Origin of the sequence: Mesorhizobium sp. M0062, assembly GCF_040323125.1 — a bacterium.
In the GTDB taxonomy this organism is placed as follows: Bacteria; Pseudomonadota; Alphaproteobacteria; order Rhizobiales; family Rhizobiaceae; genus Mesorhizobium.
The window spans coordinates 164864-180256 of the sequence record NZ_JAMYUO010000008.1; the positions used below are offsets into that span (position 1 = coordinate 164864).

Below are 15393 nucleotides of genomic sequence, written 5' to 3' on the forward strand. Positions count from 1 at the left end.
TCTCCAAACGAGTGAAGTGCGGTTCGGGCACCCAGCCAGCGGGAGCTCGTCAAGTGCCCGCTGGTTTCCCCTTTATCCGCCACAGCGCGCCAAGCTGTCATTAACTTATGACCGGTGCGGCGTGTTCGGCTGACCGGCCCGCCAAAGAAACTGCCGTCCTGCGGGGAACTCTTGGCCGCAGACTGCATTTAAGTCCGGGCAAAACGGGGGCGAAATGGGGGCCACTTCAAGCAATCTGCGATCTGAACTGCAGCGCTTCGAGCTTTTGGCAGCGTTGGGCGACCGTATCCGCGAGATTACGGATCCCGCAGAACTGGCCTACGCAGCCGCGGAACTGCTGGGGAACCATTTTGGCATCAGCCGAGCCGGATACGGCACGATCGATCTAGAGAAAGAAACGATCACCATCGACAGGGACTGGAACGCGCCGGGCATCAAAAGCCTGGCTGGGACGCTGAATTTCAGGAACTACGGCTCGTATATCGAGGATTTGAAGCGAGGCGAAACCGTTGTCTTTGAAAACGCCGAGACAGATCCGCGAACCAGCGGCCATGCGGAGGCACTCAAAGCCATCAGCGCCCAATCCGTCATCAACATGCCCGTCACCGAGCATGGCGGGCTGGTGGCGCTGTTATACCTGAACCACTCCGCGCCCAGACGCTGGGCGACGGAGGAAGTAGCCCTCATTTCGGCAGTCGCTGACCGGACGCGTACGGCGATAGAACGCCTTCGCGCCGAACTGGCCCTGCGTGAGAACGCCGAACGCCTTGCTTTTCTCGACCGCCTCGGCAGGGAGATAGCCCTCGCGGCCGACGCCGATGCTGTCATGCAGATCACCACTCGGCTCCTCGGCGAACATCTTGGCGTCTCGATTTGCGCCTATGCCGACATGGAGCAGGACCAAGACCATTTCACCATCCGCGGCGATTGGAGCGCACCTGGCTCGCCCAGCATCAGGGGATATTACAGTCTTGCCGATTTCGGTCGCCTGGCTGTCACCAACCTCAGCGCCAACAAGCCGCTTATCATCAACAACAACCTTGAGGAAATTGCTCCCGAGGAAGCGAAGACCTTTCAGGATATCGGGATAACGGCAACCATCTGTATGCCTTTGGTCAAACAAGGCCGACTGACTGCCCTGATGGCCATCCACGACAAGCAGCGCCGCGTCTGGTCGCAACTCGAACTGTCCTTGCTGACCGAGGTGACGGAGCGGTCCTGGGCTCACATCGAGCGCGTTCGCTCGGAACAGGCGGCACGGGCCAGCGAGGAGAGGCTGAGGCTTGCCACCGACGCGGCCGCTATTGGCACCTGGGATTACGATCCCATCAGCGGAGTGCTGCGTTGGGACGACCGGTGCAAAGCCCTTTTTGGTTTGCCGCCGGACGCGGAGGTGACATATGAAAGCGCCTTCCTGGCGGGCCTCCACCCGGAAGATCGCGCACGGGCCGACGAGGCCGTACGCCAGTCGCTCGCGCCGGGCACCCCCTCCCGCTACGACATCGAATACCGGACGATCGGCCTTCGGGATGGCAAGGAGCGCTGGATTGCCGCAACTGGGGAAGCACTTTTCCAGTCCGGCCGTGCGATCCGCTTCATCGGCACCGTGGTTGATGTCACCGCGCGAAAGCGGGTGGAGCATCAGCTTCAGTTGATGAACACTACTGCGGCAGCCGTGGCGGCCGAGCTTGACGTGGAGCGAATTGTCCAGACGGTAACCGATGCCGGCGTCGTGCTGTCGGGCGCACAATTTGGAGCTTTCTTCTACAATGTGATCGACGACAAGGGCGACAGCTATGTGCTCTACGCCCTTTCGGGGGCACCTCGTTCTGCTTTCGAAAACTTTCCCATGCCGCGCAACACCGCGGTGTTCGAGCCCACTTTCCGCGGCACAAGCGTGGTGCGTTCCGACGATATCCTCACCGATCCGCGTTACGGAAAGAACTGGCCCCGCAAGGGAATGCCGGAGGGCCATCTGCCGGTGCGTTCCTATCTCGCCGTGCCGGTCGTCTCGCGTTCGGGCGAGGTCCTGGGCGGCCTCTTCCTTGGTCATTCAGAGACCGGCGTGTTCGCCGAACAGCAAGAAGCGGCCTTGCTGGGGCTTGCCGGCCATGCCGCGACGGCCATCGACAACTCCCGGCTGTTCAAGGCGCTGCAGGCACTCAACGGCACGCTCGAACAACGTGTCAAAGATGAAGTTGCGGAACGCGCCAGAGCAGAAGAGCACCTGCGCCAAGCCCAGAAGATGGAAGCTGTCGGACAGCTCACCGGTGGCATCGCGCACGACTTCAACAATATGCTGGCCGTCATCATCGGCGGCCTGAACCTTGTGCAGCGCAAGCTCAGAAACGGCGATACCAACGTCCACCAATTCGTAACCGGCGCGATCGATGGAGCACAACGTGCCGCAGAACTTACCAGGCGACTGCTCGCCTTTTCCCGCCAGCAACCACTGGCGCCGAAGCGGCTGAATCCAAATCGCCTCGTCTCCGGTATGAGCGAATTGCTGAACCGGACGCTTGGCGAGACCATCCAGATCGAGACCGTGCTCGCTGCGGGCCTATGGCATGTCGAGGCCGACGCAGGGCAATTGGAAAGCGCGCTGCTCAACCTTTGCGTCAACGCAAGGGATGCCATGCCTGCTGGCGGCAAGCTGACGATCGAGACATCAAACGCCCACGTCGACGATCGCTATGCCAGGGAGAACGCGATCCCCTCCGGCCAGTATGTGATGATAGCGGTCACCGATACAGGAACGGGCATGACTGCTGATGTTGTCGCAAGAGCCTTCGATCCGTTCTTCACCACCAAGGGGGTCGGCAAAGGCACCGGGCTGGGACTCAGCCAAGTCTATGGGTTTGTTCGCCAGTCCGGCGGCAGTGTGAAGATCTATTCCGAGCAGGGCATCGGAACCACCTTGAAAATATATTTGCCGCGCTCGCACCATGGCGTGCTCGACAGCCAAATCGACGTCGTGGCAGGCGAGCACCCCGGCTGTGCAGACGAGATCATCATGGTTGTCGAGGATGAAGATCGCGTCCGGCTGATGGCCGCGGAAGCGCTGCGGGAACTGGGCTACTCCGTGCTGGAAATGCAAGGTCCACGCGAAGCGCTGGTGGCCGTCGAAAGCGGGCAAGTGCCGTCGCTTCTGTTCACCGACGTGGTGATGCCGGAGATGTCGGGCCGGGAGCTGGTGGATCAGGTCAAGACAATGCACCCGTCGCTAAAAGTGCTCTACACCACCGGCTACACACGAAATGCGATTGTCCACAACGGCACGCTCGATTTCGGAACCGAACTTTTGACCAAGCCCTACACGATCGACGAATTGGCAGAGAAAGTCCGGAAGGTGCTGGATCGAAAGTGAACGGGCAACAGCCCGCGACGCTCGCCCCGTGACCGAACACGCCGTTTGCCGCGTGGGTGTGCAGCGAAAAGGGCCGGACACCGACATCATATTGACATGGCCCGGCTTCACTTTTCCGAGCCAGTATCCCTCCAGATTTTGTCGACCTCTTGCCCATCCGCCGCCTTGCTCATTGCCGTGATGGCGCAGCACGATCGAAATCTCGTTGCCGCCGGTCGCCAGTCGGAAAATCCCGGCGACAAATAAATGCCGCCTCTGGCTCCCTGCGATGCTCAACACTGAAGCTGCCGTAAAAATGCTCGCTGGCCGATGGCCGGATGGAACAATCAACTTGCCGGGATGTTCGGATGATCTAACCGGAGAGATGTCCATGTTCATGCACAACAAGCGACTGCAATACACCGTTCGCGTCTCGGAGCCGAATCCTCGCCTGGCCTGCATGATCATGGAACAGTTCGGCGGCGCCGATGGCGAGCTTGCAGCGGCCATGCGCTATTTCACGCAAGGGCTTGGCGAGGACGATCTTGGCCGTCGTGACATGTTGCTCGATATTGCGACCGAAGAACTCAGCCATCTCGAAGTGGTGGGATCAATCGTCACCATGCTCAACAAGGGGCTCAAGGCACAGCTGGCCGAGGGCCAAATGAAGGAAGCGGACCTTTACCTGATGATCGGCGCCAGCGGCACAACAGCCAAGGAATCAATTCTGTTCGGCGGCGCTCCCGCGCTGTGCGACTCAGCCGGCGTTCCCTGGACCGCGGCCTATGTCGATTCGCGCGGTGAACCTACGGTGGATTTGCGATCGAATATCGCGGCCGAAGCTCGCGCCAAGATCGTTTACGAACGCCTTATCAACATCACCGACGACCCGGGAATCAAGGACGCGCTCGGCTTCCTGATGACGCGCGAGATCGCGCACCAGAAGTCGTTTGAGAAAGCACTTTACGCGATAGAAAACAATTTCCCTTCCGGCAAGCTCCCAGGCGTAGAGAAGTACGCCAGCATGTATGTCAACACCTCTCAAGGCGACGGCGATGTCGCTGGCCCATGGAATTCCGGCGAAGAGTGGGATCGGATCGATGACCTTGAAGAGGTGATGCCCGTCGACGGCGGAGACGGCCTGGCAACTGTCAAGCTGGGGGCCAAAGACATGAAGGTGGTGGCCAGGATGGCCGACCGTACGCTTTCCGATCCGGCTTCCGATCCGACGACAGGCGCTGATCTAGGAGCGGGCCCAGGAGCTGGCCGTACCAAGAACGCCGATTTCGGCGGCGCGGCAAGCATTCAGGAGGCCCCGGCCGTGGCAGAGGCTGCTGTCAAACGCGCACGTAGGCGTTAGTACAGAGCCGACGCGGGCATCTATGTTCCGCGATGCGGCCGGAAGCTAACACCGACGAAGGCAGGGCGCCCGACCAGCAACGGACTGGCCGGAGCGCTCGCATCGACATCTGTGCTGAATGTGGGTGAAGCAACCATGGCCACCGCCGCACCACGATCAGATTCGGAGCGTGCGGGCCAGCCGGACAAGGTCCGTCCCGACGGTTGCGAGAACCGGTGCATCGTGACAATCGGAGCATCGGCCGGCGGCGTTGACGCGCTGAAGAGACTTGTCCGCGATCTTTCGCCGGACATCCCGGCGGCTCTCCTCGTCGTACAGCACGTTGGTCCCACGAGTTACCTCGGCGACATTCTCGGTCGCGCTGCCAACATGCCCGTTGCAAATGCCTCCAACGGCATGAAGGTTAAAAACGGGCACATCTTCGTTGCACCGCCCGGAGCTCACCTTCTGTTACATGACGATCATATGCTGCTGCGGCGCGGGCCGCGCGAGAACCTGGCGCGCCCCGCCATCGACCCCCTGTTTCGATCGGCGGCCTGCAGCTTTGGCGGCAGCGTGATCGGCGTCGTGCTCACAGGCAGCCTCTCCGACGGCACCGCCGGCCTGCACGCAATCAAGATGTGCGGAGGCGTCAGCGTAGTCCAGGACCCCGGCGACGCCGCAGTACCCGATATGCCGCTGAGCGCCTTGCAGAATGTGGAAATCGACCATTGCGTCCCTCTGTCCGAAATGGCTGGCCTGTTGCACAGGCTTGCTTCCGAAATCGCAGGGCCGACACCAGAAATCCCGTCCGGCATCCGCCTTGAGGCAGCGATTGCAGCTCAGGAGCACAGCACAATGGAATTGACCGAAGGCCAGCTTGGCGCCCCCTCGACATTTGTCTGCCCCGAATGTCATGGCCCCCTATGGGAGATCGAAGACGGGCCGATTACCCGTTACCGCTGCCACACCGGACATGCGTTCGGAGCGGACGTTTTAATGCAGGCCCAGGCTGACGATGCGGAACAGGCTCTTTGGAGCCTTTTAAGAGCGCACCAGCAGCGGGCTGAGTTGGCGAAACGTACGGCAAAACGCGAAGCCGCGCGGGAAAGACACAGCCTGGCCAGCCAAATGGCTGCGCGGGCCGCGGAGTACGAAGCCGACGCGAAACTTATTGAAGAGATCATCCATCGTCGAACGCCGTGACAAGGCAACAGCGTTTGTCAGGGCGGGTGCGTCTGCGCCATCCCGATCGCATTTTCCTGGATCAGCCGCGTTGCCTCACCGCTTGGCCTGTGGCCACGGGTATCCAGGTCCCATGCTTTGATTGAACACCTGCACCCAAATCCAACTGCACGAATTTTATGCAAAGCAGGAACATAGAAGCATTACGCGAGTTAGGCACTGACCCATTGGACGTATCCTCGCATTCTGCGGTCTGCCTGGGTGGTCCTTTTTTTGTAAACGAATGCCAGGACAATGTATCGCTCGCAGCTTTTCGTACCTCTTTTTGGCCTGCTGTTGCTGATGGGTGGCCTGTTCCACGGGCATGATGCCATGGCGCAGGAGCCCTGTCCGGCCGATCACGACAAGCTGCTTGCAGCCCTCAAAGCCAACGTGAAGGCAAGCGGCGGACCAGCCAATGGCGGCTTTGAAACCAACGAATGGGCAGCCATCGTTGCCCGTGACGGCACTGTCTGCGCGATTGCGTTCAGCGGCCCCACCCCCGACTCGCAATGGCCGGGAAGTCGGCTCATAGCAGCGGAGAAAGCCAACACGGCCAACGGTCTCAGCCTGGCTCAGATGGCCCTCTCTACGGCCAATCTCTATGCGGGGGTGCAGCCGGGCGGGCCGCTATTTGGCCTGCAGGAGACCAATCCCGTCAACCAGGCCGCGGCCTATACGGGCGATCCCAAAACGTTCGGAAGCGCCGGCGACCCGCTCGTCGGCAAGCCGATCGGAGGCGTCGTGGTGTTTGGCGGCGGGCTTGCCCTCTACGACGGCAAGAGCATTGTCGGCGGCCTCGGCGTTTCAGGCGATTCCTCATGCGCCGATCACAATGTCGCCTGGCGTATCCGCGCGGCGCTCGGCTTCGACAAGGTCCCGGCAGGCGTCAATCCAAATCGCAAGGATGCCATTGTCTACGATCTGGACCCCGGCGGCAAAAGCGCTTCGGGCTGGGGCCATCCGCTTTGTGCCGGAACGGAGGCCGACATCGCCGCCGAACTCGGCGCCGGCGTGGGAGGCTCGATCAATAAATGAAAGCTATGCCGCAGTTGGCATTAACGCGCGTTGACGTAGAACGACGTACCCGCAAATTGGCAGCCGGGAATTCCTTTGGCGCTATCCTTCTGGTGACGCTGCTCGCCTGCCTGCTGCTTCTGGGCGCTGCGTCCGAGCCTCCTAAAACACCAGCGATCGTACCGCCAGGCGCAGCTTCGCCACCCGATGACGGCCAATGGACGATGCCGGCCAAGAACTACGCGTCGACGCGCTTCAGCGAACTCTCCGAGATCAATGAAGGCAACGTCAAGAACCTGCAGGTCGCGTTCACGTTCTCGACAGGCGTGAACAAGGGCCAGGAAGCAGCGCCGCTGGTCGTCGGCAACACCATGTATATCGTGACGCCCTTTCCCAACTTCGTCTATGCGCTCGATCTCTCCAAGCCCGGCGCCCCGATGAAGTGGAAGTACGAACCCAATCCGGAGCCGGCAGCACAGGGGGTGGCCTGCTGCGACGTCGTCAACCGAGGAGTGGCATTCGCCGACGGGCGCATTTTTTTCAATACGCTGGACGGCCACACGATTGCCCTTGATGCGAACACGGGCAAGCCGATCTGGAACACTCATGTCGGCAACATCAACATCGGCGAGACCATCACCATGGCGCCGCTTGTGGTGAAGGGCAAAGTGCTGGTCGGCAATTCCGGCGGCGAGATGGGCGTTCGCGGCTGGGTAAAGGCGCTCGACGCCGGCGACGGTCATGTCGTCTGGATCGCCTATAGCACCGGGCCGGACAAGGACGTGCTGATCGGATCGGACTTCAAGCCGCACTACGACATGGACAAAGGCAAGGATCTTGGCGTCACGACGTGGCCGCCGGAAGCCTGGAAGATCGGCGGCGGCAACATGTGGGGCTGGATTTCCTATGATCCCGATCTGAACCTGATTTTCCACGGCACCGGCAATCCCGGACCATGGAATCCGGATTTGCGGCCGGGCGACAACAAGTGGACGTCTGGCATTTTCGCGCGCGATCCCGACACCGGCGCGGCGAAATGGTTCTATCAGTGGAGCCCGCATGACCTCCACGATTATGACGGCATCAACGAGCAGATCCTGCTCGACATGACCTGGCAGGGCAAGCCGCGCAAGGTGCTGATCCGGCCGGAGCGCAACGGCTATCTCTACATCCTCGACCGGACAACCGGCGAGGTGCTGTCGGCAAAACCGTTTGGTCCGGTCAACTCCAGCAAAGGTGTGGATCTGAAAACCGGTCGGCTGATCGTAAACCCGGACAAGAAGACCGGCACCGGCAAGGTCGTTCGCGATATCTGTCCGACGGCGTCGGGCCTCAAGGACTGGCAGCCTTCCGCGTTCTCGCCGAAGACCGGCCTGCTCTACATCCCGCACAACAATCTGTGCATGGATGAAGAAGGCGTCGAGGTGAACTACATCGCCGGCACGCCCTATGTGGGCATGAACGTCCGCATGATACCAGGGCCCGGCGGTAATCGCGGCGCCTTCACCGCCTGGGACATCGCCGCGGAGAAACCCGCCTGGAGCCTCAAGGAGAATTTCCCGGTGTGGAGCGGCGCGGTGGTGACCGCCGGCGACGTTGTCTTCTATGGCACGATGGAAGGCTGGTTCAAGGCGGTTAGCGCCAAGACCGGAGACCTGCTTTGGCAGTTCAAGACCTCGTCCGGGATCATCGGCCAGCCCATCACCTATCGCGGTCCCGACGGGCACCAATATGTCGCCATCCTCTCAGGTGTCGGCGGCTGGGCCGGCGCCATTGTATCGGGCGATCTTGACCCGCGTGACGCCACCGCCGCGCTCGGTTTCGTCAATGCCATGAAGGATCTGAAGAACGCGACAACCTCGGGAGGCACGCTTTATGTGTTCCGGCTGCCTTGATGGATTGTACTTGACCGTAGGTCCGGCGCGAAAGGGGTGTCAACGGCTGGCGATCGGCATGGCCGCGATCGCCTTCGTGTTCTTGACGGCCACAGCCGACGCACGTGAGCTGAGGGTCTGCGCCGATCCGAACAACCTGCCGTTCTCCAACGCGGCAGGTCAGGGCTTCGAGAACAGGATCGCCGAAATCGTTGCGTCCGATCTCGGCGCCAAGCTGACCTATACCTGGTGGGCGCAGCGTCGCGGCTTCATCCGCAACACGCTGAAGGCGGGCCTGTGCGATCTCGTGCCGGGCACGCCGAGCAACCTCGAAATGCTGCGCACCACCACGCCCTACTACCGATCGTCCTATGTCTTCGTCACCCGCAGGGACGGCCCCGACGTAGCATCGTTCAATGATCCGCGGCTGCGCGACATGCGGATCGGTGTTCAGCTCATCGGCGACGATGGCGCCAATTCGCCTCCGGTCCAGGCGCTTGGCCGCCGCGGTATCGTCGGGCACCTCGTTGGCTATCCGGTCTATGGCGATTATTCCGCCCCCAACCCGCCGGCGCGCATCGTCGAAGCGGTGGCGAGTGGCGAGATCGACCTTGCCGTGGTCTGGGGCCCCCTCGCCGGCTACTTCGCCGCCAGGCAGAAGGTGCCGCTCCGCATCACGCCGGTTGCGCCCCGCATCGACGGACCGCAACTGCCGATGATCTACGACATCTCGATGGGCGTCCGCCGCGAAGACGATGCGCTGCGCGGCGATGTCAATGGCGCCCTGTCCAGGCACAAGGGCGAGATAGACGCCTTGCTGTCACAATATGGCGTGCCCCGCCTCGATCCCCCGGGGAGCCCGGTGCGATGAGAGCCGCGGCGGCCATGCTCCTGTTTCCAATCCTTGCGCTCGCTGCTTGCCAGCGCGAGGAACGTGACACGCGCCCGCAATCGGCGCTCGGATCGGGCGAGCAGCCGACGCCTGTGACCACGCTGGAGCCCGGCGGACAGCGGCCCCCCGCCAGCGACAACAAGGCGGCGAGCTTCGAGGCCAACGCCTTCCACATGAGCGAAGGGAAACGGCTTTTCGGCTGGTTCAACTGTTCGGGATGCCACGCCAATGGCGGCGGCGGCATGGGGCCGGCCCTGATGGACCAGAAGTGGCTCTATGGCAGCTCGATCGAAAGCATCCATGCCACGATCCGCGACGGTCGGCCAAACGGCATGCCGAGCTTCCGCGACAAGATTCCCGACGACCAGATCTGGGAGCTTGCGGCTTTCGTGCGCTCGCTGAGCGGCAACGCGCCGTCTTCCGCCGCGCCGCAACGCAATGACGACATGATGGCGCATCCGTCGGAAAACCGCATGCCGGACGCGGCCACGCTGGGGAAGTCACCGTGAAACGTCTCGTCTCGATGGCGTTCGCCACCGCCGGCGCTCTGTTGCTCCAGGGATGCGCGGGCTGGCAATCCGCCCTCGACCCGAAAGGTCCCGCGGCGAGCGAACTGGCATGGCTGATCTGGTTCTTCACCGCGCTCTGCGCCGTGGTGTGGGTGCTGGTGATGATCGCCCTCGTCGTGCCCTTGATGATGCGGTCGCGCGCGCAGGCGGAGCCGCTCGCGATCGAGGCCGGCGCCGACGACCGGAAGCTGCGCGCGGTGATGACCGCCGTCGGGTTGACCGCCATTGTCCTGATCGGACTGACCTTGCTGAGCTTCTTCGCCAACAGGACGCTCGCCGCGATCGGCTCGGATGCCGCGCTGACCATTCGGGTCACCGGCCATCAATGGTGGTGGGAGGTGCGCTATGAGGATGCCACGCCAAGCCGCATCCTGACCACGGCGAACGAGATCCATATCCCCGCCGGGGAACCGGTGAAGCTTCTTCTGACCTCGACCGACGTCATCCATTCCTTCTGGATTCCGAGCCTTTCGGGCAAGCTCGACCTCATTCCCGGCCACATGAACGTGCTCGACCTCAAGGCCGACAAGCCTGGTGTTTACCGAGGTCAATGCGCCGAGTTCTGCGGGGCGCAGCACGCAAACATGGGTACCTTCATCATCGCCGAGCCGCGTGCGAAGTTCGACGCCTGGTGGAACGACCAGCTGCAGCCGGCAGCTACTCCGACGGGGGACGAGGCCAAGGCTGGCCAGGATCTGTTTCTGAAGCGCCCTTGCGTGATGTGTCACAGAATAGGCGGCACGCCTGCCGGAGGAACGGTCGCCCCCGACCTCACCCATATAGCCAGCCGGCAGACGCTTGCCGCCGGGACATTGACGATGAGCCGCGGCAACCTCGCCGCCTGGATAGCCGACCCACAGGGCATCAAGCCCGGATCCCACATGCCGGTGGTGGAGCTCAGCGGCGACGAACTCAACGCCATGGTCGCCTATCTCGAGGCGCTTAAATGAGCAGCGCGGATCTCACAAGCGAACGCGACCTGCCGCGCGAAACGCCCGCCACAGGCGACGTCGCACCCGAGCATGACGGACCGCGCGACACCGGCATGGACGATGCCAGCCTGGATCGCTGGCTGGCGCGGACATGGCGCACGCCCCCCGGCATCATCGGCGCGCTGTCGAGCGTCGACCACAAGGTCGTCGCACGGCGCTATCTGATCACCGCCTTCGTGTTTCTGTGCCTGGGCGGGCTCAACGCTGTCGCCATGCGCATCCAGCTCTCAGGGCCGCAGCGCGGTCTGATCGGCCCGGACCTCTACAACCAGCTGTTCACGATGCATGGTGTGACCATGATGTTCCTGTTCGCCGTGCCCATCGTGCAGGCGACAGGCATCTATCTCGTCCCGCTGATGGTCGGCAGCCGCAACATCGCCTTTCCCCGCCTGAATGCGTTCAGCTACTGGATCTATGTTTCGGGCGGCATATTCGCCTGGGTGTCTTTCGCGCTCAACATGGCGCCCGACGTCGGCTGGTTTGCTTATGTGCCGCTGTCAGGCCCCGAATTCGCGCCGGGCAAGCGGGCCGACGTCTGGGCCCAGATGATCACTTATACAGAAGTATCCTCCCTGGCCGTCGCGGTGGCAACCATCGTCACCGTGTTCAAGCAGCGAGCCCCCGGCATGTCGCTGGACAGGATTCCGCTCTACGTCTGGGCAATGCTGGTTACCTCCTTCGTCGTCGTCTTCGCCATGCCCGCGGTGATGATCACCTCGACCTTCCTGATCCTCGACCGGCTGGTCGGCACACATATCTTCAACCCGGCCGAGGGCGGCGACGCACTGCTCTTCCAGCATCTGTTCTGGTTCTTTGGCCATCCCGAGGTCTACATCATCTTCCTGCCGGCGACGGGCATGGTCTCGGCGATCATCCCGGTCTTCGCCCGGCGTCCCGTGTTCGGGCATCTCGGGCTGGTCCTGTCGCTGATCGCCGTCGGCTTCCTTTCGTTCGGCCTCTGGGTCCATCACATGTTCGCGACGGGACTACCCAAGCTCGGCGCCAGCTTCTTCACCGCGTCGAGCATGCTGATCGCCATCCCCAATGGCGTTCAGATCTTCTGCTGGCTGGCGACCTTGTGGGACGGCAGGCCGGTGATCCGCACGCCGCTGCTGTTCGTGTTCGGCTTCTTTTTCATCTTCGTCATCGGCGGCCTCACCGGCGTCATGCTCGCTTCGGTGCCGCTGGACCTCCAGGTGCACGACACCTATTTCGTCGTCGCCCATTTCCATTACGTGCTGATCGGCGGTTCGGTCTTCCCGCTGCTGGGCGCGGCCTATTTCTGGTTCCCCAAGATCAGCGGCCGCATGATGAGCGAGCGTCTCGGGCGCTGGCATTTCTGGCTGGCTTTCATCGGCTTCAACGCGGCTTTTTTTCCAATGCATCTCGTCGGGCTCTGGGGCATGCCACGAAGGGTCTACACCTATCCGGCCGAGCTTGGCTGGGGCAACATCAACCTGTTCATCAGCGCCGGCGCGGTGCTCTTTTTCCTCAGCTTCGTACTGTTCACTTTCAATCTTGTACACGGCGCGTTGAAGGGCGCACTGGCCGGAAACAATCCCTGGGATGCCGGTACGCTCGAATGGGCGACGTCTTCGCCGCCGCCAAGCTATAATTTCGCGCGGATACCGATTGTCACGCATGTCGAGCCGCTCTGGGCCGAACGGGAGGCGATGCCTGTGGCGACCGGACTCCGCGTCGATGTCCGTGAGCTGTTGATCTCAACCGTGGCGGAAGCCCACCCCGACATTCGCGAGAAATCGGCGACACCGTCGATCTGGCCGCTGCTGGCGGCAATCGCCGTCGGCGGTACGTTTGTCTATTCGATCTTCACGCCCTGGGCGATCGTCTGGGGCGCCGCGCCGATCGCCATCACCTTGATCGGCTGGTTCTGGCCCAAGGACGACCCGGAGGATGAGGGATGAGTGAGCGTCCCAGCTTGGATCTTTCGGACCTCCCGACCTTTGGACATGGTCCGCGCAGCCCGACCTGGTGGGGAACGCTCGGCTTCATGGCGCTGGAAGGCATGGGCTTTGCGTTGGCCGCGGGCGCTTATCTCTATCTCGCCACCTTGTGGCCCAATTGGCGTCTAAGCGCCCCGCACCCCGACCATTGGCCCGGAACGATCGTCACCATCCTGTTTATCATCAGCGTGGTGCCGAATCACATCCTCCACGGCCATGCCAAGCAATGCGCGATCGTGCCGGTGCGGATCGGGCTGGTGGTGATGTCGCTGCTCGGTCTGGCCCCGCTTGTCGTGCGCTGGTTCGAATTCCCGGCGCTGAACATCTACTGGGACACGAACGCCTATGGTTCGATGCTCTGGGTGCTGCTCGGGCTGCATACCACACACCTGATCACCGATGTCGGCGACACCATCGTTTTGACGGTGCTGATGTTCACACGCCATGGCTATAGCGGCCGGCGCTTCGGCGATGTCGGCGACAATGTCTTCTATTGGGATTTCGTGGTGCTGACCTGGATCCCGATCTATCTGCTCATCTACTGGATGCCGAGGCTAGGCTGATGCGTGCGTTGAAAATGGGAACGTCCTGGGGTGGTCTTCTGTCGGGGCCCATGGCTTGGGCAATCTCGACGCAGCTGAACTACGCACTCGTACCATGGCAGTGCAACCGCCAGGTGCCGGTGGTGCTTCCCGTGGCACTGGTGCTCGCCGTGCTTTCGCTGCTCGGCGGTGCCTTGTCATGGCGGGCGAAGCGGCAGGGCGGCGCCGCCTTCAAGCCTGAGCGCACGCGCAGCACCGAGCAGTTCGTCGCCGATCTCGGCATGCTTACGGCATTGCTGTTTGCCCTCGTCATCATCATGCAAGGCAGCGCGGCTCTCATTCTCGACGAGTGCCTGCGATGAGCTTCGACGCGTTCTTCTCGACCTCGATCTGCTACGGCGCCGGCGCGCCCGAGGCCGGATGGACGCTCGCATTTCCCATCACGTTTCCGCTGGCCGCGATTGCCTTCCTTTATGCCATCGGAGCGACTCGGTTGTGGCGCCGCAGCAGCCGAGGCCGTCCCGAGCGGATGCGGCAGGCGTTGTTGTTCGCCGCCGGTTGGGGCGTGCTGACGGCAGCACTGGTCAGCCCCATCCATGCGCTCGGCGAGCGGGTGTTTGCCGCCCATATGATCGAGCATGAACTGCTGATGGCGGTGGCGGCGCCTCTCCTTGTCGCCGCGTGCCCAGGCGCAGTCCTGCTCTGGTCCTTGCCGGCCTCACTTCGCCGCGGAACGGGCAAGCTCACGCGCGCAAAGACGCTGCAATCGGTTTGGGCCCTGGTGATCCGCCCCCTCAACGCGACGATCATTCACGGCGTCGCCATCTGGATCTGGCACATTCCGGCGTTGTTCCAGGCAGCGCTCCAGCAGGGCTTTCTCCATTATGCCCAGCATGCGAGCTTCCTCGGCACAGCCTTGCTGTTCTGGTGGGCGCTCCTACCGCGCCCCGGTCGACAGCAGACCTATGGCAACTCCGTCATGCATCTTTTCTTCACCTCGCTTCATACCGGCCTGCTCGGTGTCCTGCTGCTGATGTCGCCCAAACTCTGGTATCCGGAGAATGGCGCCGGCGCGGCATTGTGGGGAATGACCGCGATCGAGGACCAGCAGCTCGCCGGATTGGTAATGTGGGTTCCGGCAGGCTTGATCTATGGCGGCGCCGCCTTGCTGCTCGCCGGCCTCTGGATAAGCAGCAGCGCAACCAGGGAGGCAACACATGCGCTCCGACCTGGGTAGGCTGATCGGGGGCGCCCTTGCCGCAATCCTGCTGCTGGCTGCGGCTGTCGCAGCGGCGACTTTGTGGTCCGACAGGCGCGAGCGCGTCCGGCACGAGTCGGATGCGGCGACCGGCGGCGTAGGCGCCCGCGCCATTCCAATCATGACGGCGAATGGCTGCTCCGGCTGCCATACGATACCCGGCGTGCCGGGTGCGCAAGGCCAGGTCGGACCCCGCCTGGACGGTGGCCTTGCCGACAGGGTCTTTATCGGTGGCCTGCTGGCAAACAATCCGGAGAACATGATCCGCTGGATACGCTCGGCGAGGGAAGTCAATCCGCACACGGCCATGCCGTCGACGAGGATCACCGAGCAACAGGCGCGGGACATCGCCGCTTATCTCTATGCTTTGAGGTAA

General features: G+C 62.4%; 13 protein-coding genes. All 13 read left to right on the forward strand.

The features are described from left to right. The first annotated feature begins 214 nt into the window (after positions 1 to 214). The 13 genes from NKJ64_RS12710 to NKJ64_RS12770 all read left to right on the forward strand — a co-directional run bounded on the left by NKJ64_RS12710 (position 215) and on the right by NKJ64_RS12770 (position 15393). Positions 215 to 3367, forward strand: a complete 3153-nt coding sequence (locus NKJ64_RS12710) for a GAF domain-containing protein (protein ID WP_352462684.1) — start codon at positions 215 to 217, stop codon at positions 3365 to 3367. A 370-nt stretch (positions 3368 to 3737) separates the two neighbouring features. Beyond that, positions 3738 to 4706 (forward strand): manganese catalase family protein, encoded by a 969-nt coding sequence (locus tag NKJ64_RS12715; RefSeq protein WP_023681124.1) that lies wholly within the window; start codon positions 3738 to 3740, stop codon positions 4704 to 4706. Positions 4707 to 4841: 135 nt separating this feature from the next. Beyond that, positions 4842 to 5891 carry a chemotaxis protein CheB gene (locus NKJ64_RS12720; protein ID WP_023681123.1) on the forward strand — a complete coding sequence of 350 codons (1050 nt, stop codon included), beginning with the start codon at positions 4842 to 4844 and terminating at the stop codon, positions 5889 to 5891. A gap of 273 nt (positions 5892 to 6164) precedes the next feature. Then, complete coding sequence (locus tag NKJ64_RS12725) at positions 6165 to 6947, forward strand: heme-binding protein (protein WP_023826387.1); 783 nt, start codon at positions 6165 to 6167, stop codon at positions 6945 to 6947. Beyond that, positions 6944 to 8821 (forward strand): methanol/ethanol family PQQ-dependent dehydrogenase, encoded by a 1878-nt coding sequence (locus NKJ64_RS12730; protein ID WP_031196943.1) that lies wholly within the window; start codon positions 6944 to 6946, stop codon positions 8819 to 8821. Before NKJ64_RS12725 ends, NKJ64_RS12730 begins: the two co-directional genes overlap by 4 nt. After that, entirely contained in the window at positions 8802 to 9671 is an 870-nt protein-coding gene (locus tag NKJ64_RS12735) for a substrate-binding domain-containing protein (protein ID WP_502902864.1), read from the forward strand. Before NKJ64_RS12730 ends, NKJ64_RS12735 begins: the two co-directional genes overlap by 20 nt. Then, positions 9668 to 10201 (forward strand): c-type cytochrome, encoded by a 534-nt coding sequence (locus tag NKJ64_RS12740; protein ID WP_023824786.1) that lies wholly within the window; start codon positions 9668 to 9670, stop codon positions 10199 to 10201. Before NKJ64_RS12735 ends, NKJ64_RS12740 begins: the two co-directional genes overlap by 4 nt. Then, complete coding sequence (coxB, locus tag NKJ64_RS12745) at positions 10198 to 11211, forward strand: cytochrome c oxidase subunit II (protein WP_352462689.1); 1014 nt, start codon at positions 10198 to 10200, stop codon at positions 11209 to 11211. Before NKJ64_RS12740 ends, coxB begins: the two co-directional genes overlap by 4 nt. Then, a complete protein-coding gene (ctaD, locus tag NKJ64_RS12750; protein ID WP_023725519.1) occupies positions 11208 to 13178 on the forward strand; it encodes a cytochrome c oxidase subunit I in 1971 nt (656 codons plus the stop codon). The genes coxB and ctaD overlap by 4 nt, the downstream gene beginning before the upstream one ends. Next, on the forward strand, positions 13175 to 13780 hold the full coding sequence (locus NKJ64_RS12755; RefSeq protein ID WP_023712215.1) for a cytochrome c oxidase subunit 3: 606 nt from the start codon (positions 13175 to 13177) through the stop codon (positions 13778 to 13780). The genes ctaD and NKJ64_RS12755 overlap by 4 nt, the downstream gene beginning before the upstream one ends. Next, complete coding sequence (locus NKJ64_RS12760; protein ID WP_352462692.1) at positions 13780 to 14121, forward strand: hypothetical protein; 342 nt, start codon at positions 13780 to 13782, stop codon at positions 14119 to 14121. The genes NKJ64_RS12755 and NKJ64_RS12760 overlap by 1 nt, the downstream gene beginning before the upstream one ends. Then, on the forward strand, positions 14118 to 14996 hold the full coding sequence (locus tag NKJ64_RS12765; protein ID WP_023681114.1) for a cytochrome c oxidase assembly protein: 879 nt from the start codon (positions 14118 to 14120) through the stop codon (positions 14994 to 14996). Before NKJ64_RS12760 ends, NKJ64_RS12765 begins: the two co-directional genes overlap by 4 nt. Beyond that, complete coding sequence (locus NKJ64_RS12770; RefSeq protein ID WP_023681113.1) at positions 14977 to 15393, forward strand: c-type cytochrome; 417 nt, start codon at positions 14977 to 14979, stop codon at positions 15391 to 15393. The genes NKJ64_RS12765 and NKJ64_RS12770 overlap by 20 nt, the downstream gene beginning before the upstream one ends.